Annotated in this window: 21 protein-coding genes; 7 read left to right on the forward strand and 14 right to left on the reverse strand. The window is 68.7% G+C overall.

All coding sequences use genetic code 11. The features are described 5' to 3' along the window. Positions 1 to 35 precede the first annotated feature (35 nt). The 4 genes from phnE to ACTCB7_RS03255 form a co-directional block, all read right to left on the reverse strand. Positions 36 to 830 carry a phosphonate ABC transporter, permease protein PhnE gene (phnE, locus tag ACTCB7_RS03240; protein ID WP_133483670.1) on the reverse strand — a complete coding sequence of 265 codons (795 nt, stop codon included), beginning with the start codon at positions 828 to 830 and terminating at the stop codon, positions 36 to 38. Between the two features lie 78 nt (positions 831 to 908). Continuing rightward, positions 909 to 1,922 carry a phosphonate ABC transporter substrate-binding protein gene (gene phnD, locus ACTCB7_RS03245; protein WP_463005527.1) on the reverse strand — a complete coding sequence of 338 codons (1,014 nt, stop codon included), beginning with the start codon at positions 1,920 to 1,922 and terminating at the stop codon, positions 909 to 911. A gap of 48 nt (positions 1,923 to 1,970) precedes the next feature. Continuing rightward, positions 1,971 to 2,792: a phosphonate ABC transporter ATP-binding protein gene (phnC, locus tag ACTCB7_RS03250; protein ID WP_463005528.1), complete on the reverse strand. Its 822-nt coding sequence runs from the start codon at positions 2,790 to 2,792 to the stop codon at positions 1,971 to 1,973. 277 nt (positions 2,793 to 3,069) lie between these two features. Then, positions 3,070 to 3,996 carry an SDR family oxidoreductase gene (locus ACTCB7_RS03255; protein WP_463005529.1) on the reverse strand — a complete coding sequence of 309 codons (927 nt, stop codon included), beginning with the start codon at positions 3,994 to 3,996 and terminating at the stop codon, positions 3,070 to 3,072. 113 nt (positions 3,997 to 4,109) lie between these two features. Between ACTCB7_RS03255 and ACTCB7_RS03260 the strand changes: the two genes are divergently transcribed. Together ACTCB7_RS03260 and recG are read left to right on the forward strand one after the other, a co-directional pair. Beyond that, entirely contained in the window at positions 4,110 to 5,036 is a 927-nt protein-coding gene (locus ACTCB7_RS03260) for a LysR substrate-binding domain-containing protein (protein ID WP_463005530.1), read from the forward strand. Further along, the gene (gene recG / locus ACTCB7_RS03265; RefSeq protein ID WP_463005531.1) at positions 5,033 to 7,114 is read left to right on the forward strand and encodes an ATP-dependent DNA helicase RecG; all 2,082 of its coding nucleotides are present in this window, start codon (positions 5,033 to 5,035) and stop codon (positions 7,112 to 7,114) included. The genes ACTCB7_RS03260 and recG overlap by 4 nt, the downstream gene beginning before the upstream one ends. A 7-nt stretch (positions 7,115 to 7,121) precedes the next feature. On the opposite strand, the gene yccS is transcribed toward recG, so the two are convergent. The 4 genes from yccS to ACTCB7_RS03285 form a co-directional block, all read right to left on the reverse strand. Further along, positions 7,122 to 9,296 carry a YccS family putative transporter gene (yccS, locus tag ACTCB7_RS03270; protein WP_463005532.1) on the reverse strand — a complete coding sequence of 725 codons (2,175 nt, stop codon included), beginning with the start codon at positions 9,294 to 9,296 and terminating at the stop codon, positions 7,122 to 7,124. Between the two features lie 107 nt (positions 9,297 to 9,403). Continuing rightward, positions 9,404 to 9,760: a hypothetical protein gene (locus tag ACTCB7_RS03275; protein ID WP_163648009.1), complete on the reverse strand. Its 357-nt coding sequence runs from the start codon at positions 9,758 to 9,760 to the stop codon at positions 9,404 to 9,406. An 81-nt stretch (positions 9,761 to 9,841) separates the two neighbouring features. Beyond that, positions 9,842 to 10,117, reverse strand: coding sequence for an HU family DNA-binding protein (locus ACTCB7_RS03280; protein WP_163648010.1), 276 nt, complete (start codon positions 10,115 to 10,117; stop codon positions 9,842 to 9,844). A gap of 122 nt (positions 10,118 to 10,239) precedes the next feature. Then, a complete protein-coding gene (locus ACTCB7_RS03285) occupies positions 10,240 to 11,400 on the reverse strand; it encodes an NAD(P)/FAD-dependent oxidoreductase (RefSeq protein WP_463005533.1) in 1,161 nt (386 codons plus the stop codon). 165 nt (positions 11,401 to 11,565) lie between these two features. Between ACTCB7_RS03285 and ACTCB7_RS03290 the strand changes: the two genes are divergently transcribed. The 4 genes from ACTCB7_RS03290 (at position 11,566) to phoR (ending at position 15,154) form a co-directional block, all read left to right on the forward strand. Beyond that, positions 11,566 to 12,039: a chorismate--pyruvate lyase family protein gene (locus tag ACTCB7_RS03290; protein ID WP_163648080.1), complete on the forward strand. Its 474-nt coding sequence runs from the start codon at positions 11,566 to 11,568 to the stop codon at positions 12,037 to 12,039. A gap of 30 nt (positions 12,040 to 12,069) precedes the next feature. After that, a complete protein-coding gene (ubiA, locus tag ACTCB7_RS03295; protein ID WP_463005534.1) occupies positions 12,070 to 12,969 on the forward strand; it encodes a 4-hydroxybenzoate octaprenyltransferase in 900 nt (299 codons plus the stop codon). A 126-nt stretch (positions 12,970 to 13,095) separates the two neighbouring features. After that, on the forward strand, positions 13,096 to 13,785 hold the full coding sequence (phoB, locus tag ACTCB7_RS03300; protein WP_463005535.1) for a phosphate regulon transcriptional regulator PhoB: 690 nt from the start codon (positions 13,096 to 13,098) through the stop codon (positions 13,783 to 13,785). Positions 13,786 to 13,795: 10 nt separating this feature from the next. Next, positions 13,796 to 15,154, forward strand: a complete 1,359-nt coding sequence (gene phoR, locus ACTCB7_RS03305; RefSeq protein ID WP_463005536.1) for a phosphate regulon sensor histidine kinase PhoR — start codon at positions 13,796 to 13,798, stop codon at positions 15,152 to 15,154. Here phoR and fhuF read toward each other — a convergent pair. From fhuF to phoU, 3 genes are all read right to left on the reverse strand, one after another. Then, positions 15,097 to 15,840 (reverse strand): siderophore-iron reductase FhuF, encoded by a 744-nt coding sequence (fhuF, locus tag ACTCB7_RS03310; protein WP_463005537.1) that lies wholly within the window; start codon positions 15,838 to 15,840, stop codon positions 15,097 to 15,099. The two genes, phoR and fhuF, sit on opposite strands and share 58 nt — an antisense overlap. Positions 15,841 to 15,910: 70 nt before the next feature. Beyond that, on the reverse strand, positions 15,911 to 16,654 hold the full coding sequence (cysZ, locus tag ACTCB7_RS03315) for a sulfate transporter CysZ (RefSeq protein WP_463005538.1): 744 nt from the start codon (positions 16,652 to 16,654) through the stop codon (positions 15,911 to 15,913). A gap of 87 nt (positions 16,655 to 16,741) precedes the next feature. Next, positions 16,742 to 17,470, reverse strand: a complete 729-nt coding sequence (phoU, locus tag ACTCB7_RS03320) for a phosphate signaling complex protein PhoU (RefSeq protein ID WP_163648016.1) — start codon at positions 17,468 to 17,470, stop codon at positions 16,742 to 16,744. A 333-nt stretch (positions 17,471 to 17,803) separates the two neighbouring features. On the opposite strand from phoU, the gene ACTCB7_RS03325 reads away from it, so the two are divergent. After that, positions 17,804 to 18,223, forward strand: a complete 420-nt coding sequence (locus tag ACTCB7_RS03325) for an acyl-CoA thioesterase (protein WP_163648017.1) — start codon at positions 17,804 to 17,806, stop codon at positions 18,221 to 18,223. Between the two features lie 36 nt (positions 18,224 to 18,259). Here ACTCB7_RS03325 and ACTCB7_RS03330 read toward each other — a convergent pair whose 3' ends face one another. The 3 genes from ACTCB7_RS03330 to uvrD form a co-directional block, all read right to left on the reverse strand. Then, on the reverse strand, positions 18,260 to 19,345 hold the full coding sequence (locus ACTCB7_RS03330) for a TRAP transporter substrate-binding protein (protein WP_163648018.1): 1,086 nt from the start codon (positions 19,343 to 19,345) through the stop codon (positions 18,260 to 18,262). A 131-nt stretch (positions 19,346 to 19,476) separates the two neighbouring features. Next, positions 19,477 to 19,935, reverse strand: coding sequence for a phosphate-starvation-inducible PsiE family protein (locus tag ACTCB7_RS03335; RefSeq protein ID WP_240464662.1), 459 nt, complete (start codon positions 19,933 to 19,935; stop codon positions 19,477 to 19,479). Positions 19,936 to 19,956: 21 nt separating this feature from the next. Then, on the reverse strand, positions 19,957 to 22,206 hold the full coding sequence (gene uvrD / locus ACTCB7_RS03340; protein WP_463005539.1) for a DNA helicase II: 2,250 nt from the start codon (positions 22,204 to 22,206) through the stop codon (positions 19,957 to 19,959). Positions 22,207 to 22,258 lie beyond the last annotated feature (52 nt).

A 22,258-nucleotide genomic window follows, 5' to 3' on the forward strand; every position in this document is an offset into this window, starting at 1 on the left:
CATCAGTCCCAAAAAAACCGAGGGAGCCCCCGGCATCAGATGTAACGTTTGCGTACCTGCTGCGACAGCATGTCCAGCAAGGTGACGGCGACAATGATCACCAGCATGATGGTCGCCGCTTCGGCGTAGTCGAATCCGCGCAGGCTCTGCCACAGCGACACGCCGATACCCCCGCCGCCCACCATGCCAAGCACCGTCGCCGAACGGATGTTGGATTCGAAACGGTAGAAACTCACCGAGACCCATAGCGGCATGATCTGAGGAATCAAGCCAAACAAGATCTCCTCGATACGCCCGGCGCCGGTGACGCGCACCCCCTCCATCGGCCCGGGGTCGGCAGCCTCCACAGCCTCGGAAAAGAGTTTGGCCAGCACCCCGGTGGTGTGGACGAATAATGCAAGCGTTCCAGCGAAGGGGCCGAGCCCCACGGCCACCACGAACAGCATCGCGAACACCAGCTCGTTGATCGCGCGGCACGCATCCATCAGTCGGCGAATGGGCTGATTGATCCACCAGGGAGCGACGTTCGACGCGCTTAAAAGGCCAAATGGCACGGCGCAGATCACCGCCAGCAGCGTGCCCCAGATGGCAATCTGAATCGTCACCAGCATCTCGTGGATGTAGCGCGTCAGGTTGGTGAACGTCGGAGGCACGAAATCACTGGCCAGAACCACCATGTTGTCGAAATTGTCGATCAGCAGACCCGGGGCAATACCCGCGCCTTGCCATGACCAACCCAGAACCAGTAGCGCAGCCCCCCAGCCCAGGGGCTTCTTCCAGTTGCGCCCGCCAGCGCGCGCCTGTATCTCATCGGAAATCGTCGTCGTCATCTTTGCTACTCAAGCCATCCAGCCATTCGTCACCATCCAGACCGCGACGAGGGGCGCGCGAGCGCCCCTCGTCGTTGATCAGGACGCCTGCGGCATGCTTTCCGAGACCGCCTGCTGCTTCAGGCGTTGGTCGAGCTCCTCGAGCCTGGCATCAAGCTCCTCGAGCTTGCGTGCCTTCTCCTGGGGATCAAGCGAGCCGTCGTTAGCGATATTGGCGCGCGTCTTGAACAGCTCAAGCTGGCGAATCGGCAGCAGCTGAGCGTTGCTGGAGGATTGAAAACCGGACCACTGCAGCGGTGCCAGAATCACCTTTTCACGTTCGGTGTCACCGTAGTTCAGGAAGAAGTCACGCAGCTTGGCTTTTGTCGCCTCGGGTAGGTTCTCGCGCCACACCAGCGGGTCTGAGGGGATCAGTGGCGACGTCCAGATCACCCTGAGCTGCTGGGCCTTATCCGGATGAGTCTCTTTCAGACGTGCCATGCTCTCGGTATTGAACGTGGCGACATCGACCAGATGATTGGCCACGCTCAAGGCGTTGGTCTCGTGGCTTGAATTCAAGGTGCGCTTGAACGCAGAGGCCGCATCGACCCCGTTTTTGGCAAACACGTAGTAACCCGGCACCAGAAAGCCCGAGGTTGAGTTGGGATCGCCATTGCCGAAGGTGAGCTGGTCAGCGTTGTCGAGAATCTCGTCGATACTGTGGTAGGGGCTATCCTTGTTGACGATCATCAGGCCCCAGTATCCCGGCGCGCCATCGTCGGCGACGGTCTGGGCGAAGATCTCGCCACCGGCCCGGTCGACCGCCTCCATCGCGGCCTTGTTGCCATACCAGGCGACATCGACCTTGTCGAAACGCATCGCCTGGATCACCCCGGCATAGTCGGTGGCGAAGAACGGCTCGACCGGCATACCCACGGCGTCGGCCATGTCGTCGAGCAGGGGCTGGAACATTTCGCGCTGCGCGTTCATGGACTCCGTGGAGATGATACCGAAGGTCAGCGTGTCATTGTCCTGAGCGTGAGCCGGGAGCACAGCGCCGAGTCCGATGGTGGCGATGAGCGGCGCCAGACGGCGCAGAGAGCGTAACGTCACGTTTGACTCCTGATTGCGATAGTGGAACGTGTCGTGAAAGAGGTGGGCTCAGCCCACGGCGTGAAGCAGTCCAGTGGTCGGCGGTCGGTCCTCGTGAACGCCGAGCTCATCGAGCCCCGCATCTTCGTAGAGAACCTGCAGACGGGTATCGGTCAGGCCCGCGATAGGCCCGTCGTAGTAGAGCCGTCCCTTCTTGAGGGCGATGGCGCGGCGACAATAGCGGCGCGCCACATCAACCTGATGGAGGGTGACGACCACCGTGCGACCATCCTCGCGATTGATGCGCTCAAGAATCTCCATGACCTCCCGCGCGCTGCGCGGGTCGAGCGAGGCGATCGGTTCGTCGGCAAGGATCACTTCGGCGTCCTGGACCAATGCACGCGCGATGGCGACCCGTTGCATCTGACCGCCGGAGAGCGTGTTCGCGCGCTGCTCGGCGAGCTCTTCGATACTCACTCGCGCCAACGCACGGCGCGCCGCGTCATACTCCCGGCGGGTGAAACGCCCGGCCAGCGCCCGCCAGCGCGGCATGGCTCCCAGGTGCCCGATCAGCACGTTGGTCATCACGCTCAACCGGCTGACGAGATTGAACTGCTGGAAGATATAGCCGGTGCGGCGGCGCTGTTCGCGACGCGCCCCCACCAGGTGCCCCTGGCGTTGCACGTCACGCGCCAGCACCCTGACGTGACTGTGCGACTGACGGTCGGCTGCCGTCAGGCCAATGAAAAGACGCAGCAGGGTCGACTTGCCGGAGCCGGAGGGCCCGATCAGAGTGACCATTTCACCCTTGGCGATCTCGAATCCGATGTCGCGCAACGCGGCATGATTACCGAAGGATTTATCGAGCCGTTCGACACTGATAGCAGTCATACGCTTCGCCCTGGAAAGTGTGGGGAACTCGAAAGTCTGAACACAGTCTGGCGATGTGCTTTGACGGCTATATGTCTAGACAATTAAGAAGCGATGACACCTACGGGGGTCAGAAGACACGTCAAAAAAAGCGCCATGGGCGCTTTATGATGGGAATCAAAAGGTTGGCACAGGACGTCATCTAAATGTCGCGGATTTGTCGTCGCGGCGTCATATTTGTCGGGAGCGACGGCGGCCTAGATGAACCCAACGACGGCTTCGAATTCTACTCGATCGTCTACCGGCTGGCGTTGTAAGGTCGGGCTCTGTCGTTGACGGCAGGGGTGGATGACAAAGGGGTCGACTGCAGGAAACCTCCTTCCCGCAGCACCTGGGCGTAGCCCTCGCGGTAGGTGGGATAGCGGAAGCGATAGCCGCTATCGCGAAGGCGCGTGTTATCGCAACGCTTGCTGGCGCGGCGGCGCAGCGGCGACTGGATGGTCTCGGTGGCCTCGACCTTGAGCTGCTTCGCCAGCCAGGCCATCACCTCGTGCAGGGGGGCCGGCTCACAGTCGCTGGCCAGGTAGAGATCCTCAAGCGGCTCACCGGCCAGCTGCCGGCCGATCAGGTGGGCCAGCACCCCGGCACAGTCGTCGCGGTGGATGCGGTTGGAGTACATGACGGGGCTCGCCGGGGCGATGCGCCCCTCGCCAACCTGGTGGATCAGGCGGTCACGACCGGGGCCGTAGATGCCCGAGAAGCGCACCACGGTGCCCGGCAGGTCATGGTCGATCAGCGCCTGCTCGGCCTGGCGCATCACGAGACCCGAGAAGCCCGAAGGCTCGACGGGGCTGGTCTCGTCGACCACATCGCCGTCGCGCTGGGCGTAGACGCTGGTTGAGGAGACGAAGAACACCCTCCCCGGTGCCGTGTCACGAGTGGTGAACTCGCCCAGCAGCGCGGTCAGGCCATCGAGGTAGGCAGCGCGATAGGCCGCTTCATCGAAGCGGTCGGCACTGACCACATAGACCAGGGTCTCGGCGTCGGGCAGCCGAGCCAGGGTGGTCGCGTCGTTCAGATCGACCGCCACGGCCTCGAGCCCACTGCCCTCCAGTGCATGCGGATTGCGGCGTGCGCCGATCACCCGGTGTCCCGCCTTACTGAGCTCGCTTCCCAGCGCCATGCCGATATCGCCACAGCCCAGAATCAGTGTCGTTGTCTTCACCTTTCCCTCGCCCCCTGATAAAAAGTCCCTATTGGCATTATTGTGTCCCTGTGCATCGGGCGAGATCACTGGGACCGTCACCCGCTTTGAAGAGGATGCCTGCCGGCACCACCATGACTCTAACAGAACTCCGCTACATCGTGACACTGGCCCAGGAGCGCCATTTCGGACGCGCGGCGGAGCGCTGCTTCGTCTCCCAGCCGACACTCTCGGTGGCCGTCAAGAAGCTCGAGGAGGAGCTGGGCGTGGCGCTGTTCGAGCGCTCGAAGTCCACCGTGCAGGTCACCCCGCTGGGCGAGAAGATCGTCGAGCAGGCCCAGCGCGTGCTGGAACAGAGCAGCATCATCAAGGAACTCGCCACGGCTGGCCGCGACCAGCTGGCGAGCCCGCTGCGCATCGGTGCCATCTATACCATTGGCCCCTACCTCTTTCCTCACCTGATTCCGGAGCTCTCGCGGGGTGCACCGCAGATGCCGCTTTACATCGAGGAGGGTTTCACCGCTAACCTGCGCCGCAAGCTGCGCAGCGGCGAACTGGATGCCATCATCATCGCGCTGCCCTTCACCGAGACCGACGTGGTCACCAAGCCGCTCTATGAGGAGGCCTTCGAGGTGCTGCTGCCGGCCGACCACCGCTGGGCCTCCCGGGAGAGCATCGACAAGGAGGATCTGCTCGAGGAGCGTCTGCTGCTGCTCGGTGAGGGCCACTGCTTCCGTGACCAGATCCTCGAAGCCTGCCCGGCAATCAGCCATCAGCTCAACAGTCCCAACAACACGCTCACCGCCGAGGGCGGCTCGCTGGAAACCATCCGCCATATGGTGGCCTCCCGGCTGGGCATCACCGTGCTGCCGCACTCGGCCATCGGCACCGGCCACTACGAGAGCGGCATGCTGATCAGCCGTCCCTTCACCGCCCCGGCACCCTCACGGACCGTGGCCATCGCCTGGCGCGCCAGCTTCCCGCGGCCCCGGGCCATCGATGCCGTGACCGAGGCGATCGAGCGCTGCCGCTGGCGTCAGGGCGACCCCGAGCCGGCATGACCCGACTCGATGCCTCCGTCACCGAGCTGACCGGCGTCGGCGAGGCGCTGGCCGGCAAGCTGGCCCGGCTGGGCATCCGGCAGGTCGCCGACCTGCTGCTGCACCTGCCGCTGCGCTACCAGGACCGCACCCGCATCACGCCGATCGGCACCCTGCGCGCCGGCATGGAGGTCGTCGTCGAGGGCGAGGTGGCTGCCGCCGAGGTGGTAAAGGGCCGCCGGCGCAGCCTGCTGGTGCGCCTCAAGGACGGCTCGGGCATCCTCAGCCTGCGCTTCTTCCACTTCTCGCCGGCCCAGCAGCAGCAGTTCCACCCCGGGGTGGTGGTGCGCGGCTTCGGCGAGGCCCGCGCCGGCGCCACCGGACTGGAGCTCTACCATCCCGAGTACCGCCTGGTGACGCCGGGCGAGACCCCGGTCGAGGACCACCTGACGCCGATCTACCCGGCCACCGAGGGGCTGACCCAGCCGCGGCTGCGCGGCCTGATCGCCCAGGCGCTCGCGGCGCTCGACGCCGACCCGGCGGCCCTGCCCGACGCCATCCCCGGGCCGCTGCGCGAGCGCTTCCGGCTGCCCGAGCTGCACGCCTGCCTGCGCTACCTGCACGAGCCGCCCCCGGACGCCGATCTCGAGCGCCTCGCCGCGGGCACGCATCCCACCCAGCGGCGCCTGGCGCTGGAGGAGCTGCTCGCCCACCAGCTGAGCCTGCGCCAGGTGCGCCTGCGCATCCAGGCCGACGGCGCCCCCGCGCTGCCCTCCGGGCGCAGCCTGCAGGCACGCTTCGTCGCCCAGCTGCCGTTCTCGCTGACCGGCGCCCAGCGCCGGGTGCTCGACGAGATCGCCCGCGACCTGGAAACCGAGCGCCCCATGCTGCGGCTGGTCCAGGGCGACGTCGGCTCGGGCAAGACGGTGGTCGCGGCACTGGCCGCGCTGGCCGCCATCGCCGGCGACTGCCAGGTGGCGGTGATGGCGCCCACCGAGATCCTCGCCGAGCAGCACTTTCGCAACTTCCGCGACTGGTTCGCCCCGCTCGGCATCGACGTGGCCTGGCTGGCCGGCAAGCTCAAGGGCAAGGCCCGTCTGGATACCAAGGCGGCGATCGCCGACGGCCGCGCCCGGGTGGTGGTGGGCACCCACGCGCTGTTCCAGGACGACGTGCACTTCCAGCGCCTGGGGCTGGCGATCGTCGACGAGCAGCACCGCTTCGGCGTCCACCAGCGCCTGGCACTGCGCCAGAAGGGCGAAGCCGGCGGCCTGACGCCGCACCAGCTGATCATGACCGCCACGCCGATCCCGCGCACCCTGGCGATGAGCGCCTACGCCGACCTCGACCTGTCGGTGATCGACGAGCTGCCGCCCGGGCGCACCCCGGTGCAGACCGTGGCGGTCGCCGACGAGCGCCGCCCCGAGGTGGTCGCACGCATCCGCCATGCCTGCGCCGAGGGCCGCCAGGCCTACTGGGTATGCACGCTGATCGAGGAGTCCGAAGCCCTGCAGTGCCAGGCTGCCGAAGCGACCCGTGACGCCCTGACCGAGGCCCTGCCGGAGCTCGCCGTGGGGCTGGTTCACGGACGCATGAAGGCCGCCGAGAAGGCCGAGGTGATGGCAGCCTTCAAGGCCGGCGAGCTCGACCTGCTGGTCGCCACCACGGTGATCGAGGTGGGTGTCGACGTGCCCAACGCCAGCCTGATGATCATCGAGAACCCCGAACGCCTGGGCCTGTCGCAGCTGCATCAGCTGCGCGGGCGGGTCGGGCGCGGCAGCACCGAGAGCTTCTGCGTGCTGCTCTACCACCCACCGCTGTCGGCCCACTCCCGCGAGCGCCTGGCGGTGATGCGCGAGACCGGCGACGGCTTCCGCATCGCCGAGAAGGACCTGGAACTGCGCGGTCCCGGCGAGGTGCTGGGCACCCGCCAGACCGGCCTGGCGCAGATGAAGATCGCCGATCTGGAGCGCGACCGCGACCTGCTCGAGCGTCTCGACCCGCTGGCCCGGGCGCTGCTCGCCGAGGCCCCCGACGCCGCCGAGACGCTGATCCGCCGCTGGCTGGGCGAGGAAGCCGGGCGCTACGGGCAGGTGTGAGCCCCGCCTACCCCTCCCGCTTCACCAGCCCGGCGGCGGCCTCGCCCAGCGGCACCAGGGTCCGGCTGATCAGCGCCAGCTGCTCGGCCAGCAGGCGCCGGGGCTCGTCATCGGTGGCCTGCGCCCAGGCCTCGAGCGCCCGGGCGCGGGATTCCGCCGTCGCCGACGCCGCCGTCACCTGGCGCACCCCCAGCCGGGCGGCCAGCGCCTCCAGGTCGGCGATGATGCCGTCGGCCTGGGCGTGCAGCCAGGCATCGTCCTCCGATGCCCGGGTCTCGCCGCGATGGGCACCGAGCGCCGACAGGTAGTTGAGCAGGGTGTGGGCGTGGGTCAGGAAGCGGAAGCCGGCCTCGGCGTCCTTGCGGAAATGCCCCGGTTCGCGGCGCGCGTTGGCCAGCCGCGCGGCGAGGGCGGCGTCGGCGTTGTGGGCGTTGCGCCGCGCCAGCCGGTAGTCGAGATCGTCCGCCTTGCCGTTGGCGTACTGGTCGAGGATCGCGCTCAGGTAGCGGGCGCTGGCCGTCAGGTTGGCCGCCCCCAGCTGATGAAGCCGCCGCCCCTGCCAGTCCGGCAGCACCAGTACCACCGCCAGCCCGGCGATGCCCGCCCCCAGCAGGGTGTCGAACAGCCGCGGCCAGATCAGCCCGAAGCCGTTGCCGACCTGATTGAAGCAGCACAGCACCAGCAGGGTGATCGCCGCGGTCGCCAGCGCATAGTGGCGGGTCCGGCCGGCGAAGAACACCACCCCGGCGACCACCGCGATCGACAGCTGGACCAGCGGATCGGGAAACAGGCTGATCAGCGCCCAGCCGGCGACCAGCCCGGCCACGGTGCCGACGATGCGCTGCCACAGGAAGCGCCGCGTGGCGCCGAAGTTGGGCCGGCAGACGAACAGGCTGGTGAGCAGGATCCAGTAGCCCTGGGTGGGATGGATCCACAGCAGCAGGCCGTAGCCCGCCAGCAGGGTGAGCGACAGCCGCAGGGCGTGGCGGAAGATCGGCGAGGCCGGGGTCAGGTGCGAGCGCAGGCGGTCGTAGATGTCCCGCGGGCCCCGGGGCGAACGGTCGTAGAGCGAGGCGTCGCCGTCGCCGGCCGGGGCGTCCGGGTTGCGGGCGCCGGCCAGCCGGTGCTCGAGCGTGGTCAGGTTGTCGGCCAGCGCGTCCAGCGAGTGCAGCAGGCGCCGCCAGTCGCGGCGCGGCTGGCGGTGCAGGTAGTCGAGCGAGGCGTTGAGATCGGCCAGCGCCTGCTCGCTGGGGCCGTGGTCGAAGGGCTGGCGCAGCAGCAGCGCCCGCGCCAGCGAGCGGCAGGCCTGCCCCTGCTGCTCGAGCAGGCGCTGGCAGCGGAACAGCACGTCGTGGTGGAAGAAGGCCTCGGCCAGCTCGCCGTAGGGGTAGTGCGAGGAGCTGGCCCGCTCGTGGATGTCCTGGGCGATGAAGTACAGCCGCAGGTAGCGGTCGAGCTTGTGCGTGCCGCGCGCGCCCTCCAGGCGGCGAAAGATCATCTCCTTGGCCTGGTTGAGCGCCTCCACGACCCGCGCGTTCTGCTCGGCCAGCGCCAGGCGCCGCGCCTCCAGGTCGATGCCGCGCACCGGCTCGAACAGCGTCGCCTTGAGGCGCAGGTACTCGCCCAGCTCGCGCAGCAGCAGCGCCAGGCTCAGCTTGAGCGGCTGGCGAGCGAACAGCGCGCACCAGGCCACCGAGATCAGCCCGTACCAGGCCGCCCCGGCGAGCAGCATGACCGGCTCGCGCCACAGCTCGGCCGGCGCCACGCCGCCCTGACGCTCGAGGGCGATCATGGTGTAGATCGACAGGATCAGGGTGGCATGGGCGATGGTGCCGTAGCGCGGCCCCACCGCCCCGAGCATGGTCAGGCCGAAGGCCGACAGCGTCAGCCCCGCGGCGAAGGCCGGCGGCCGGTCGAAGAGCCATTCCACCGACAGCGCGGCGACGGCGAAGCACGCCAGCGTCACCGCCAGGGCCGTCAGGCGCCCCTGCCAGTGGTCGTCGGTCTCGGCCAGGGCGCTGGCGATCACCCCCAGGAACAGCGGAATCAGCTGGGCGATGCCGCCCAGGTGCCAGCTCCAGGCCATCGCCCCGGCCAGCGCGATGAACACGCGCACGCTGTAGGCGAAGGTGTCGAGCGTCCACAGGCGGCGCAGGGAATGGTCGAGGGAGCGTGGCAGCATGGCGATGGCGGTCGGGCCTCCTCGGCAGCGGGCGGACGGATACGGGGGGGATCCGCTGATTCGACGTTAGTATAACGTCGTCATGCCGCAGCGATCAGCGCCGGAAGTCAACGCAGGAAGGCGAGCAGGCCCTGCAGGCGCTCGAGGTCGCGGGTGTCGCCCACCAGGCGCAGCCGGCCGTCGATCAGGCCGTCGCGAAAGGCGCGCGGGGAGGGGTGGCGAAGCACGGCCAGCGCCGTGTCGGGGTCACGGAAGCGCAGTTCCAGGTCGAGGTCCACCGGCAGGCCCGATGCCGACTGCACGCGCTCGGCCGTCAGCCGGTAGTGGCGGGCGATGCGCAAATCCTCGGTGGCGATTCCCCAGGCCAGCGGGCGGTCGCGCAGCCGCTCGCGAAAGCCCGCGTGGCGACGCCGCGCGCGCTTGAGCAGCAGGCCGAGCAGCCAGAGCATCAGTCGCAGTTTCATGGGCCGTCCATGACTCGCACGTGGGAAGGAAGAGCGTCGGCGGAGCGCACGCCGGTCGCGACACGCTCCAGCCGCGAGGCGTTACTTGGCGACGGCGTCCTTGAGCGCCTTGCCCGCCTTGAAGGCCACGGTCCTGCTGGCGGGGATGGTCAGCGCCTCGCCGGTCTGCGGATTCTTGCCGGTACGGGCGGCACGCTCGCGCACGGTGAACGAGCCGAAGCCGATGAGCGAGACATCCTGGCCCTTGGCGACGCTGCCGGTGATCTCGTCGAGGATCACGTTGAGCACCTGGCTGGCCTTGTCCTTGGAAAGATCGGCACGCTCGGCGATGGCCGCCGCGAGTTCTGGCTTGCGCATGGAACCTCCTGTCTGGGGCAGTGTAAGACGGCAGCCTCGACTGCCGCTTGTTGTTGTTTCGGGCGTCTCCCGAGCGCCGGCCGGCGCTCCGGCAGCCGCCGGGGCCGCGGGCCACGACGCACCTAGATTAGCAACGGCGGCGCGGCTCGCGCCAGTTCGACTTTCCGCCGTACACAGCGCCCGGTCAACGCAAAGCCCAGCAGCCGCCCCCGGTCGTCCTCGGCCAGGGCGGCGAGATCGTCGCCCTCGCCCTCGATGCGCCAGCGGGCGGGCGTGACCCGCGGCGGCAGGGCCACCACCGGGCAGCAGGGCGTCTTGACCAGCACCGGCCAGGGCCCGTAGCGCACGGCGGTGGGGGTGCCGGCCAGCGTCGCCGCCAGGGCCCGGGCGCCGGCCTGCAGCGGCTGGACATACATGGCGTTGACGCCGTCGACGCAGGCCACGTCGCCCAGGGCGTGGATGCCCTCGACCGCGGTGCGCAGGCAGCGATCGACCTGGATGCCGGCCTCGCTGACCGCGAGCCCTGCCGCGGCGGCCAGCTCGGTGCGCGGCACCAGGCCGGTGGCGACCAGCACCAGGTCGGCGTCGAGGACATGGCCGTCATCCAGCGCCACGCTCAGATCCCCGCCGTCGAGACCCAGCTCGCCCACGCCGCGCCCCAGATGCAGCTCGACCCCCGCCCCGGCCAGCGCAGCGCCCAGCACCCGGCCCAGCGGCTCGGGCAGCAGGCGGGCCAGCGGCGCCCGCTCGGGGGCGATCATGGCCACGGCATGACCGCCGGCGACCAGGTCGTTGGCGTACTCGCAGCCCACTAGCCCGGCGCCGATGACGGCGACGCGCGCCGACCGCCCCAGCGCCGTCAGGGCGGCATGGAAGGCCCGGTAGTCGTCGAGGTCGTTGATGGTGAAGACCCGCCCGGCGAGTGTTGCGTCGATGGCGAAGGGCGGCTGCGGCGCGGCCCCGGTGGCCAGCACCAGGTCATCGAAGGGCAGGCGCTCGGCGCCGATGTGCAGCTCGCGGGCCACGGGATCGAGGGCGTCGACCCGGGTCCGGGGGCGCATCACCAGATTCAGGCGCTCGGCGGCATCCAGCGCCGAGTCGGCGGCCAGCGCCTCCGGCGCCAGGCCCTTGGCGAAGCCGGTGGAGAGCAGGGGCTTGGAATAGTCGTCGCCGCTGTCGGCGGTGATCAGGGTGATCGGCCGCTCGGGCTGCAGGCGGCGCAGGGCACGCGCCAGGCCGAAACCGGCCATGCCGCTGCCGATCAGGGTCAGGGATCGAGTCATGGGTCGTGGTGCCAGCGGGTCGTGGATGACGGGCCGGGACCGGGCCGGCCAGGTCGTCATGGTACACTATCGCGCCCGTTTGCCGACCCGGAGGCCGGTTTGCCCGCTTCGACACGCCCCGTGGCGATCCCCCACTGGCGCCCCGCCGCCGCCTGGCGGCCGGCGATGAGCCCGGCCTGGTGGCAGTGGCTGGCCTCGCGCGATTCGCTGACCCGGCGGCTGGGCGCGGCGATGCCGCAGCCCTTCGCCGTGCGCCTGCTCGCCCAGCGCCTGGCCCGCCCGCGCCGCGACGAGGCCCGTGCCCTCGGCGTGCCCGCCTCGCACTATGTCTGGTGTCGCGAGGTGGCGCTGTGCAGCGGCGACACGCCCTGGGTGCTCGCCCGCTCGGTGGCGCCGCTGACCAGCCTGACCGGCCAGCGGCTGGGCCAGCTCGGCGAGCGCTCGCTGGGCCACTGGCTGTTCCGCCAGCCGGATCTCGAGCGCGGACCGATCGCGATCACCCGTGGCGCGCCGCCCTTTCCGACGGCCGAGGCGCCCTGGGGACGGCGCTCGCGCTTTCGCCACGGCCGCTTCGAGGTGCTGGTCCAGGAGTTCTTCCTGACCGCCATGGCGGATGAACTGGGGCTGGCGACTCGCTAGACTGTGGCCCGATCGTTCTCGGAGGCTGTCATGCAACCCACCCCGCGTCCCGTCGGTCTGGCTCGCCTGCATCCCGCGCGCCTGCCCGCCTTCCTGCACCTGACCCGGCTCGACCGGCCGATCGGCACCTGGCTGTTGATGTGGCCGACCCTGTGGGCCCTGTGGATCGCCGCCGACGGCCTGCCCGAGCGCGCGACGCTGCTGATCTTCGTCGCCGGCGTCTACCTGATGCGCGCCGCCGGCTGCGTGATCAACGACTACGCCGACCGCCACTTCGACGGCCACGTCAAGCGCACCCGCGATCGTCCGCTGGCCACCGGGCGGATCGGTGCGGGCGAGGCCCGGGTGCTGTTCGCGGGGCTGGTCGCCGCGTCCTTCGTGCTGGTCTGCTTCACCAACGCCTTCACGGTGATGCTGTCGTTCGGCGGGGTGGCACTGGCCTTCGTCTATCCGTTCATGAAGCGCTATACCCACTGGCCGCAGGTGGTGCTCGGCGCGGCCTTCTCGTGGGCGATCCCCATGGCCTTCGGCGCCGTCCAGCAGCAGCTGCCGGCGGATGCCTGGCTGCTGTTCGTCGCCAACGTGCTGTGGACGGTGGCCTACGACACCGAATACGCCATGGTCGACCGCGACGACGACCTGAAGATCGGCATCAAGTCCACCGCCGTGCTGTTCGGCCGGCACGACAAGCTGATCATCGGTCTGCTGCAGCTGGCCACGCTGACCCTGCTCGCCGTGGTGGGCGTGCGCCAGGCGCTGGGCGGCTACTACTGGATCGGCCTGACGGCGATGGGGCTGATCTTCGTCTACCAGCAGTGGCTGATCCGCGACCGCTCCCGGGAACGCTGCTTCCGGGCGTTTCTCAACAACCACTGGGCAGGGCTGGTGCTCCACGCCGGCATCATGATGGCGCTGTGGCCCGAGGGCTGACGCGGGCATTGCGAGCGCCCGGCGTCTGTCACAAGCTTGTCATGCGCGCGCGTTGTAATCGTCATCGTCCTGTCACCGACGGATGCCTGCCGCGGGCGGTGTCCGTCACCCCACGAGGCCAGGGAAATGACATCCAAGACCGTTCTGATCGTCGATGACGAGCCCTCCATCCGCGAGATGATCGCCGTGGCGCTGGAGATGGCCGATTACCGGGTCCTGGAGGCCGACAATGCCCAGGACGCCCACGCCCTGATCGTCGACAGCCAGCCCGACCTGCTGCTGCTCGACTGGATGATGCCCGGCACCAGCGGCATCGAGCTGGCGCGGCGCCTGAAGCGCGAGGAGACCACCGCCGAGCTGCCGATCATCATGCTCACCGCCAAGAGCGAGGAGGACAACAAGATCCTCGGGCTCGAGGCCGGCGCCGACGACTACATCACCAAGCCCTTCTCGCCGCGCGAGCTGGTCGCCCGGCTCAAGGCGGTCCTGCGCCGCACCACGCCACGCGGTGTCGAGGAAGTGGTGGAGGTCGACGGCCTGATGCTCGACCCAGCCAGTCACCGGGTCTCGTCCAACGGCCAGGCGCTGGAGATCGGTCCCACCGAGTACCGGCTGCTGCAATTCTTCATGACTCACCCCGAACGGGCCTACACCCGCGGCCAGTTGCTCGATCAGGTCTGGGGTGGCAACGTCTACGTCGAGGAACGCACGGTCGACGTGCATATCCGCCGTCTGCGCAAGGCACTGGGCGAGGCACATCAGCACCTGATCCAGACCGTGCGCGGCACCGGCTATCGCTTCTCGGCGCGGGGATAAGACCACCGGCATGTACTACTGGAACAACGAGCTCTGGCGACTGGCCTATCTGGTCATCGGGCTGGGGCTGCTGGGCTGGGTGCTCGGCGATCTCGGCTGGGGCGTGGCCGCCGGCCTCGCCCTGTTCGTGCTCATCCACCTGCGCCACCTGCGCGAGCTCTACCAGTGGCTGAACAGTGACCCGAGCGAGGAGCCCCCGGCGGGCAGCGGCGTGTGGGGCGATTTGTTCGACCGCCTGTACCGCTACCAGAAGGTCCAGCGGCTGACCCAGCAGCGCCTGCGCGACGTGATCCACCGCATCCAGGAATCCGCCGAGGCGATGCGCGACAGCGTGGTGATGCTCGACAACCAGGGCAACATGGACTGGTGGAACAGCGCCGCCGAGCACATGCTCGGCCTGCAGGCCCGCCACGATCGCGGCCAGCCCGTCACCAACCTGCTGCGCGATCCGCGCTTCATCGACTACTTCAACGCCCGCGACTATCGCGAGCCGGTGGTGCTGCCCTCGCCGCTGCGCGACGACCTGATGCTGCAGTTCCAGATCACCCTCTACGGCGACAACGAGCGGCTGGTGATGGTGCGCGACATCACCCGGCTGCACCGCCTCGAGCAGATGCGCCGCGACTTCGTCGCCAACGTCTCCCACGAGCTGCGCACGCCGCTGACCGTGCTCACCGGCTATCTCGAGACCTACACCGAGCACGCCGACCAGCTGCCGCCGCGCTGGCAGCGCGGCCTCGGCCAGATGCAGGACCAGACCCGACGCATGCAGAACCTGGTCGAGGACCTGCTGCTGCTGTCGCGGCTGGAAACCGACCACCAGACCGAACGCAGCGTGCCGGTGGCCGTGGCGCCGCTGCTGGGCAGCGTCCGCGACGACGCCGCCGCCCTGGCGGGCGGCGGGCGCCGGGTGCGCGTCGAGATCGACGAGTCGCACGATCTACTGGGGGTCGAGGCGGAACTGCGCAGCGCGGTCTCCAACCTGGCCTTCAACGCCGTGCGCTACACCCCCGAGGACAGCACCATCACCCTGCGCTGGCGCCCCTGGCAGGGCGGTGGCGCCCTCGAGGTCGAGGATGACGGCGACGGCATCGACCCGGTGCACATCCCGCGCCTGACCGAGCGCTTCTACCGAGTCGACAAGGGCCGCAGCGCCGCCACCGGCGGCACCGGCCTGGGGCTGGCGATCGTCAAGCACGTGCTGCTGCGCCACGACGCGCGCCTGGAGATCGACTCCCGCCCCGGCGAAGGCGCGCTGTTTCGCTGCGTGTTCCCCGCCGCCCGCCTGACCCGTCAGTCCATCGGCGAGGCCTACTCGCCCTCCGAGGAAACACCCCGCGCCGCCGGCAGCGGGCAGTTGCCGCAGTAGCCGAGTTCCGGCAGCCGGTAGCGCACGCAGCACAACCGCCGCCGCGTATGGCACGTGCCGTCGGCATCGCGGACCTGGCGGACCGGCCGATGGAGCGGGTTGCGGGCTCCGTCGGCGAACACCCGCCGGGCCATCAGCGCCTCGCCCAAGCCGAGGCCGGGTGCTGCCCACGCCTGTCCACGCAGCTGATCGATCAGGTAGGCGTAGTAGTGCCCGGCGTTGCTCCACAACGTGCGCGGCGCCAGCCCGCCGTGCGCGGCCATGACCGCGATGGCCGGCGCCAGCAGGCGATCCAGCAGCGGCCGCAGCAGTGGCTCGGGGTCGTCGGCCTCGATCATCTCGCCCTCGTGGGGTACCACCAGGCGGGCGACCCGCCCCGCGGCATCCAGCTCCAGCGCCAGCGTCTCGAGGGCCATCGGCAGCCGACGGCCCAGCACCAGGGCGGCCGCCGCCGGCACGAGGATCGCCTGGGCAAGAAAATACTTCGACCACAGCGAGACCAGCGCGCGGTGGTCGGGCCGCGTGTAGTCGCGGCCGAAGACGGCCAGTGCCGGGGCGAGCCCATCCGTCGAGAACAGCGCCGACGCGGCCCGGGTATTCGCCGACGCCGCGGCATCCGGAAGCCGCAGGCGGTCGTCCAGGCCAGCCAGCGGGCCACGGAACAGGGGGGCAAGGGAAGGCAGCATGGACGTCTCCGCTCGGACAACGTCCGCCACCTTAAGTGATAATAATTCTCGTTACAATCTTGCGCGGCAATCAGGAGCGCCGGGGCTTCTCGGCCGGCACTGGCAGATCCCGGTAGTGCTGCTGCCACATCAGCACCGCCCCGGCGACCGCACCGGGCAGCAGCAGCAGGTTGAGCACCGGTACCCAGCTGGCCGCCATCACCCAGCCGCCGAAGGTCAGCGTCGGCCACCAGCGCGAGCGCAGACGGCGGCGCATCTCGACGAAACTGACCAGGTTGTTGTCCATCGGGTAGTCGAGGTAGGTGACCGCCATCATCCAGGCCGAGAAGGCCGCCCATAGAAACGGCATCACCAGGTTCAGCCCGGGCACGAAGCCGAGCAGGAAGAGCAGCGCCATGCGCGGCAGGATATAGCCCAGCTTGACCAGCTCGCGGCCCAGGGCGTCGACGGCGGCGCGGGCGAAGCCGCGATCGTCCAGCGGCGGCCGGCCGGTGACCTGGCGCTCGACCTTCTCGGCGAGAAAGCCGTAGAAGGGCGCGGCGATCAGGTTGGCGACCAGCGTGAAGGTAAAGAACACCACCACCGCGAGGCTCGCCACCAGCAGCGGCCAGATCAGCCACTCGAGCCAGTTCAGCCAGCCCGGCACCTGGCGCATTCCATAGTCGATCCAGCCGCCGAAGTTGTCGAACAGGTAGACGAGGGTGCCGACATAGAGCAGCAGGTTGGCCAGAATCGGCAGAAAGACGTAACGACGCAGCCCCGGCGAGAGCACCAGGCGCGTGCCCCGGGCCAGGGCGCTGAAGGCATTGAGCATGGTCGGAGGATTCCCGCAACGAACAACGAAACGGCCGTCGCGCAGGCGACGGCCGGGGTCGATGACGGCCCGGAGGGCCGTCGGGGATCAACCTTTACCGGTCAGCGAGGAATCGTCAAGCGCATCGATGTTGCGGTGACGGACATCCAGCCCCTTGACCAGGTAGATGACGTACTCGGCCAGGTTGTCGGCGTGGTCGCCGATACGCTCCAGGGCCCGCAGGATCCACATCACGCTGAGAATCGAGCTGATCGAGCGCGGGTCCTCCATCATGAAGGTCATCAGCGAGCGCATGGCGCTGGTGTACTCGCTGTCCACGGCGTCGTCCTCGTGGGCGACCTTCAGGGCCAGCTCGGTATCGAAGCGGGCGAATGCCGTCAGGGCATCGCGGGTCATCTTGCGCACGTGCTCGCTGATGTGGCGGACCTCGACGAAGCCGTGCACCTGGCGTCCGGATTCGGCCAGCGCGAGGGCGTTGCGGGCGATCTTGCAGGCCTCGTCGCCGATGCGCTCGAGATCCGAGGTGGCGCGGATCACCGCCAGCACCAGCCGCAGGTCGGACGCCGCCGGCTGCCGGCGTGCCAGCACCCGCGTGCACTCGTCATCGATCTTCAGCTGCATGTCGTTGACGGCCTTGTCGTTGTCGCGCACGCGTTCGGCCAACCGGGTGTCGCCGTCGAGCAGCGCGGAGATGGCTTCCTGCACCTGTTTCTCGACCAGGCCCCCCATCGCCATCAGGTGGGTCTTGAGTTCCTCGAGTTCCTGGTTGAACTGCTTGGAAATATGCTGACTGTGAGTCTCGCTGGTGATGTCCATGACGTTCTCCGGGGCCGCGCACGAACGGCCGATGAGGTGAAATTCGCTGAGCGCCAGACGCGGATGATGTTCCGGGCACGAAACCGCTGGTGGCGATGATGCCGGAACAAGATTGCATTCCGATGAATCCACGACACCGACATCAGGGCGGGCCGGGCGTCACGAACGGGCCGCGGCTCCCGGTCCGCTCGACTTCGATTGTAGTCGGAGTCGCCCGCACGCAGGAAGCCGGGGACGCCGCGAAGTGCACGGCGAGGCTGGTCGCCCGACGGCGCGGCCGTTTAAGATGGCGGCCAGCTCGTGACAACAACAAGTGCCGGAAGGGAATCGACCATGACCGATCTCGATGATGTACCCGCCCCGCGTGGCGATCTGACCCTCAAGGTGCTGGCCGCCCGCCAGGACACCAACCTCTACGGCGACATCAGCGGCGGCTGGCTGGTCAATCAGATGGACCAGGCCGCCGAGCTGTGCGCCGGCCGCCAGGCCCACGGGCGTACCGCCACCGTGGCGATCGAGGCGATGGACTTCCTCTGTCCGGTCCGCATCGGCTCGGTGGTCAACATCTTCACCGCGGTGCGCGAGATCGGCCGCAGCTCGATCACCATCGACGTCGAGGTGTGGATCCGTCCGCCCCACGAGCGCGACCCCGAGGAGATGCACAAGGTCACCGAGGCCCGCTTCGTGATGGTGGCGCTGGACGACAACGGGCGCATTCGCGCGGTGCCCGAGACCAGCCGGGAGAGCCTCTGAGCCGCCCCGGCCGGTGGCACCCGACGGCGCGGGCCGTCAGCTGACCAGGGCGCGGTTCTTCAGGTAGGCGAACTCGCCGATGTCGGTGTAGCGGCGAACCTGCTGCTGGAAGTCACGGTAGGAGTCGAAGATCTTCTTCGACGCCGGGTCGTTGTCGGCCTGCTCCTGCAGGACCTTCTGCGAGGCTTCGGCGAGCGCCTTGAGCACGTCGTCGGGCAGCGAGCGCAGCTGCACATTGTGCTCCTCGACCAGCGTCTTGAGCGCCTCGGCGTTGCGGAAGGTGAACTCGTCGATCATCGCCAGGTTGGCGCTGCGCGCGGCTTCCTGCACCACCACCTTGAGGTCGTCGGGCAGCGCCTTCCAGGCCTCGAGATTGACCGTGCCCTCGAGAATCGCGCTGGGCTCGTTCCAGGCCGAGGTGTAGTAGTAGTCGGCGACCTGATAGAGCCCGAAGGCCAGGTCGTTGTAGGGCCCCACCCAGTCGGCGGCGTCGAGCACGCCGGTCTGCATCGAGGTGAAGATCTCCGAGCCGGGGATGGTCAGGGCGGTGGCGCCGATGCGATTCATCACCTCGCCGGCGAGCCCGGGCAGGCGGATCTTCAGGCCCTGCATGTCCTCCAGCGAGTTGATTTCCTTCTTGAACCAGCCGGCCATCTGGGTGCCGGTGTTGCCCACCGCGAAGGGCTTGAGGTTGTGCCCCGCGTAGAGCTCGTCCCACAGCGCCATGCCGCCGCCCTGGTACAGCCAGGCGTTGGTTTCGGTGGTGTTCATGCCGAACGGCACGGCGGTGAAGTACTGCGCCGCCGGCACCTTGCCGCGCCAGTAGTAGGAGGCGGAGTGGCCCATCTGCGCGGTGCCCTCGGACACCGCGTCGAAGACCTCGAGCGCCGGCACCAGCTCGCCGGCGCCGTAGACGTCGACCTGCATCCGCCCCCCGGACAGCTCGCCGATGCGCTTGGCGAAGTCGTTGGCGCCGGTACCCAGCGCGGGGAAGTTCTTGGGCCAGGAGGTGACCATCTTCCAGCGGATGGTGTCCTGGGCGCGGGCGGTGGAAACGAAAGGCGCGGCCGCGACACCGGCGGCGCCGGCCCCCAGTGTCGTCAGAAACTTGCGTCGTTGCATGCGGATGTATCTCCGGTAACTGTTCTTGTGCCCCGTGGGGTGTGTCCCTCCCGGACGGCCGTGGCGCGCCGCCCGAAAGGCCACAGTATGCGTCAGGGCTTATTTGACCGGCAAGGCAGGGGGGCCGGCGCTCAGCCGCTACTGCGGTTGCCGTGGCGAACCAGCCAGTAACAGATGCCCAGCCCCAGCACGGCGGCCGCCAGGGCGAGGATCTTGAGCGGCTCGACGGCCTCGAAGTCCAGCACCATGAACTTGCGCACCAGCGCCATGATGGCGATCAGCACCACGATCTCGACGTGAATGAACCCGCCGCCACTCTCCATGGTACGGACGATGGAGTTGTTGAACTCCATGGCGATCAGCACGGTGAGGATCATGTCGAAGACCGCCTGAAAGACCCGGTAGTCGAAGGGATCGCGGGTCTGCACGAACAACAGTTCGACGACGTGCATCACCAGATAGTAGAGCGCGGTCAGCACCGTGGCGCCGATCGCCACGGTCAGTACTAGCGACACCAGCCGCTCGAAGCGCTGGTAGCCGGATAGCCGTGCCCAGTTGTCGAACAGCTCGGGAAACCATTTCTTCTTCATGTGACGCATCCCGTCCGGAGGTTACAGCGGGGTCAGCTTGGCGAACCCCAGCACCAGCCACTTGTCGCCCTCGCCCTCGAAGCTCACCTGCACCCGGGCTCGCTCGCCCTGGCCCTCGGCGTTGAGCACCACGCCCTCGCCGAACAGCGGGTGATGGACGCGCTGGCCCAGCGACAGCACCGGTAGATCGCCGCCGCCGTCGACCGACGCCTGGGCGAGGCCGCGTGCCGGCCGCGTCGCCGTCACCGGCCGCGAGACCTGACCGCGCAGGCGCACCTCCTCGAGCAGTTCCTCGGGCAGCTCGCGCAGGAAGCGCGACGGCCGCTGGAAGGTCTCCTTGCCGTGCAGGCGACGCAGCTCGGCGTGGGTCAGGTAGAGCTTGTGCATGGCGCGAGTCACGCCCACATAGCACAGCCGGCGCTCCTCCTCGAGCCGCCCGGTTTCCTCCAGTGACATCTTGTGCGGGAACAGCCCCTCCTCGACCCCGGCGATGAACACCACCGGGAACTCCAGCCCCTTGGCGGAGTGCAGGGTCATCAGCTGCACACCGTCCTCGAACTCGTCGGCCTCGTGGTCGCCAGCGTTGAGCGCCGCCTCGGCGAGAAACGGCTCGAGGGCCGCGCTGCCCTCGCCGACCTCCTGTATCGCCAGCGCCTCGCCCTGGGTGAAGGCGCGCGCGGCATTGACCAGTTCCTCGAGGTTCTCGACCCGGGCCTGGCCCTTCTCGCCCTTCTCGTTGCGGTGATGCTCGACCAGCCCGGTCACCGTGTTGACGTGCTCGATGATCTCGTGCAGCGCCATGCCGGCGGTGTCGTTGTCGAGCCGCTCGATCAGGTTGGCGAAGGCGGTCACGGCGTTGGCCGCCCGGCCCTTGAGGGTGGCGTCGCTGACGCTGTCGTGCAGGGCCTGCCACAGCGAGGTGCCGGTCTCGCGGGCGCGCACGCGCAGGATCTCCACGGTGCGGGTGCCGATGCCGCGGGCCGGCACGTTGATCACCCGTTCCAGCGAGGCGTCGTCCTCGCGGTTGAGCAGCAGGCGCAGGTAGGCCAGGGCGTTCTTGATCTCCAGGCGCTCGTAGAAGCGCTGGCCGCCATAGATGCGGTAGGGCACGCCCTGGCGGATCAGGGTCTCCTCGATCACCCGCGACTGGGCGTTGGAGCGGTAGAGGATGGCGATCTCGCGGCGATTGAAGCCCGCGTCGACCTTTTCCTTGATGGTGTCGACGATGAAGCGCGACTCGTCCAGATCGTTGAAGCCGGCATACACGGAGATCGGCTCGCCCTTGGCCCCGGCGGTCCACAGCTCCTTGCCCATGCGCCCGGTGTTGTGGCCGATCAGGGCGTTGGCGGCATCGAGGATGGCGCTGGTCGAGCGGTAGTTCTGCTCGAGGCGCACGGTACGCGTCCCCGGGAATTCCTGCTCGAAGCGGCGGATGTTCTCGACCCGCGCGCCGCGCCAGCCGTAGATCGACTGGTCGTCGTCGCCGACCACGGTCAGGCCGTTGTGCTCGCCGGCGAGCAGCTTGAGCCAGGCGTACTGCAGGGTGTTGGTGTCCTGGAACTCGTCGACCAGCAGGTGGGCGAAGCGCTCGCGGTAGTGGGCCAGCAGCCGGGGATTGTCGCGCAGCAGCTCGAGGCTGCGCAGCAGCAGCTCGCCGAAGTCGACCAGCCCGCCGCGCTCGCAGGTCAGCTGGTAACGCTCGTAGAGCTCGACCATCTGCCCCAGGTAGGCGTCACCGTGAGTCTGCACCTGCTGCGGACGCAGGCCCTCCTCCTTGCAGCCGGAGATGAAGTACTGCACCTGGCGCGGCGGGAAGCGCTCGTCGTCGATGTTGTAGTCCTTGAGCAGGCGCTTGATCAGGCGCAGCTGGTCGTCGGCATCGAGGATCTGGAAGTGCTGCGGCAGGCGCGCGTCCTGCCAGTGGGTACGCAGCAGGCGGTGGGCGATGGAGTGGAAGGTGCCCACCCAGATGTTGCGCAGCGAGAGTCCCAGCAGCGCCTCGAGGCGGGTGCGCATCTCGCGCGCCGCCTTGTTGGTGAAGGTCACGGCGAGGATCGCGTAGGGCGAGAGCCCTTCGACCCGCAGCAGCCAGGCGATGCGGTGCACCAGCACCCGGGTCTTGCCCGAGCCGGCACCGGCCAGCACCAGCATGTTGCCCAGCGGCGCGCTGACGGCCTCGCGCTGGGCCGGATTGAGATCGTCGAGAAGCGTCGAGACGTCGCCCGGCGAGCCATTGCCCGGCGAGCCTGCGCCCGAAAGAACGTCGTCCATGGATACCGCTGTCGAGCTGCGAAATGGGCGCCCAGCTTAGCACATCGGCGCC

This window comes from Modicisalibacter sp., assembly GCF_055145905.1.

What these genes read in the sequence shown, in the direction of transcription:
- phoU (WP_163648016.1), bottom strand. Translation starts at nt 17,470, where the DNA reads ATGGACATCACCAGCGAGACTCACAGTCAGCATATTTCCAAGCAGTTC.
- ubiA (WP_463005534.1), top strand. Translation starts at nt 12,070, where the DNA reads ATGCAACCCACCCCGCGTCCCGTCGGTCTGGCTCGCCTGCATCCCGCG.
- ACTCB7_RS03290 (WP_163648080.1), top strand. Translation starts at nt 11,566, where the DNA reads ATGAGCCCGGCCTGGTGGCAGTGGCTGGCCTCGCGCGATTCGCTGACC.
- ACTCB7_RS03280 (WP_163648010.1), bottom strand. Translation starts at nt 10,117, where the DNA reads ATGCGCAAGCCAGAACTCGCGGCGGCCATCGCCGAGCGTGCCGATCTT.
- ACTCB7_RS03285 (WP_463005533.1), bottom strand. Translation starts at nt 11,400, where the DNA reads ATGACTCGATCCCTGACCCTGATCGGCAGCGGCATGGCCGGTTTCGGC.
- recG (WP_463005531.1), top strand. Translation starts at nt 5,033, where the DNA reads ATGACCCGACTCGATGCCTCCGTCACCGAGCTGACCGGCGTCGGCGAG.
- ACTCB7_RS03260 (WP_463005530.1), top strand. Translation starts at nt 4,110, where the DNA reads ATGACTCTAACAGAACTCCGCTACATCGTGACACTGGCCCAGGAGCGC.
- ACTCB7_RS03275 (WP_163648009.1), bottom strand. Translation starts at nt 9,760, where the DNA reads ATGAAACTGCGACTGATGCTCTGGCTGCTCGGCCTGCTGCTCAAGCGC.
- phnC (WP_463005528.1), bottom strand. Translation starts at nt 2,792, where the DNA reads ATGACTGCTATCAGTGTCGAACGGCTCGATAAATCCTTCGGTAATCAT.
- ACTCB7_RS03335 (WP_240464662.1), bottom strand. Translation starts at nt 19,935, where the DNA reads ATGAAGAAGAAATGGTTTCCCGAGCTGTTCGACAACTGGGCACGGCTA.
- fhuF (WP_463005537.1), bottom strand. Translation starts at nt 15,840, where the DNA reads ATGCTGCCTTCCCTTGCCCCCCTGTTCCGTGGCCCGCTGGCTGGCCTG.
- ACTCB7_RS03330 (WP_163648018.1), bottom strand. Translation starts at nt 19,345, where the DNA reads ATGCAACGACGCAAGTTTCTGACGACACTGGGGGCCGGCGCCGCCGGT.
- phoB (WP_463005535.1), top strand. Translation starts at nt 13,096, where the DNA reads ATGACATCCAAGACCGTTCTGATCGTCGATGACGAGCCCTCCATCCGC.
- cysZ (WP_463005538.1), bottom strand. Translation starts at nt 16,654, where the DNA reads ATGCTCAATGCCTTCAGCGCCCTGGCCCGGGGCACGCGCCTGGTGCTC.
- ACTCB7_RS03325 (WP_163648017.1), top strand. Translation starts at nt 17,804, where the DNA reads ATGACCGATCTCGATGATGTACCCGCCCCGCGTGGCGATCTGACCCTC.
- phnE (WP_133483670.1), bottom strand. Translation starts at nt 830, where the DNA reads ATGACGACGACGATTTCCGATGAGATACAGGCGCGCGCTGGCGGGCGC.
- phoR (WP_463005536.1), top strand. Translation starts at nt 13,796, where the DNA reads ATGTACTACTGGAACAACGAGCTCTGGCGACTGGCCTATCTGGTCATC.
- uvrD (WP_463005539.1), bottom strand. Translation starts at nt 22,206, where the DNA reads ATGGACGACGTTCTTTCGGGCGCAGGCTCGCCGGGCAATGGCTCGCCG.
- yccS (WP_463005532.1), bottom strand. Translation starts at nt 9,296, where the DNA reads ATGCTGCCACGCTCCCTCGACCATTCCCTGCGCCGCCTGTGGACGCTC.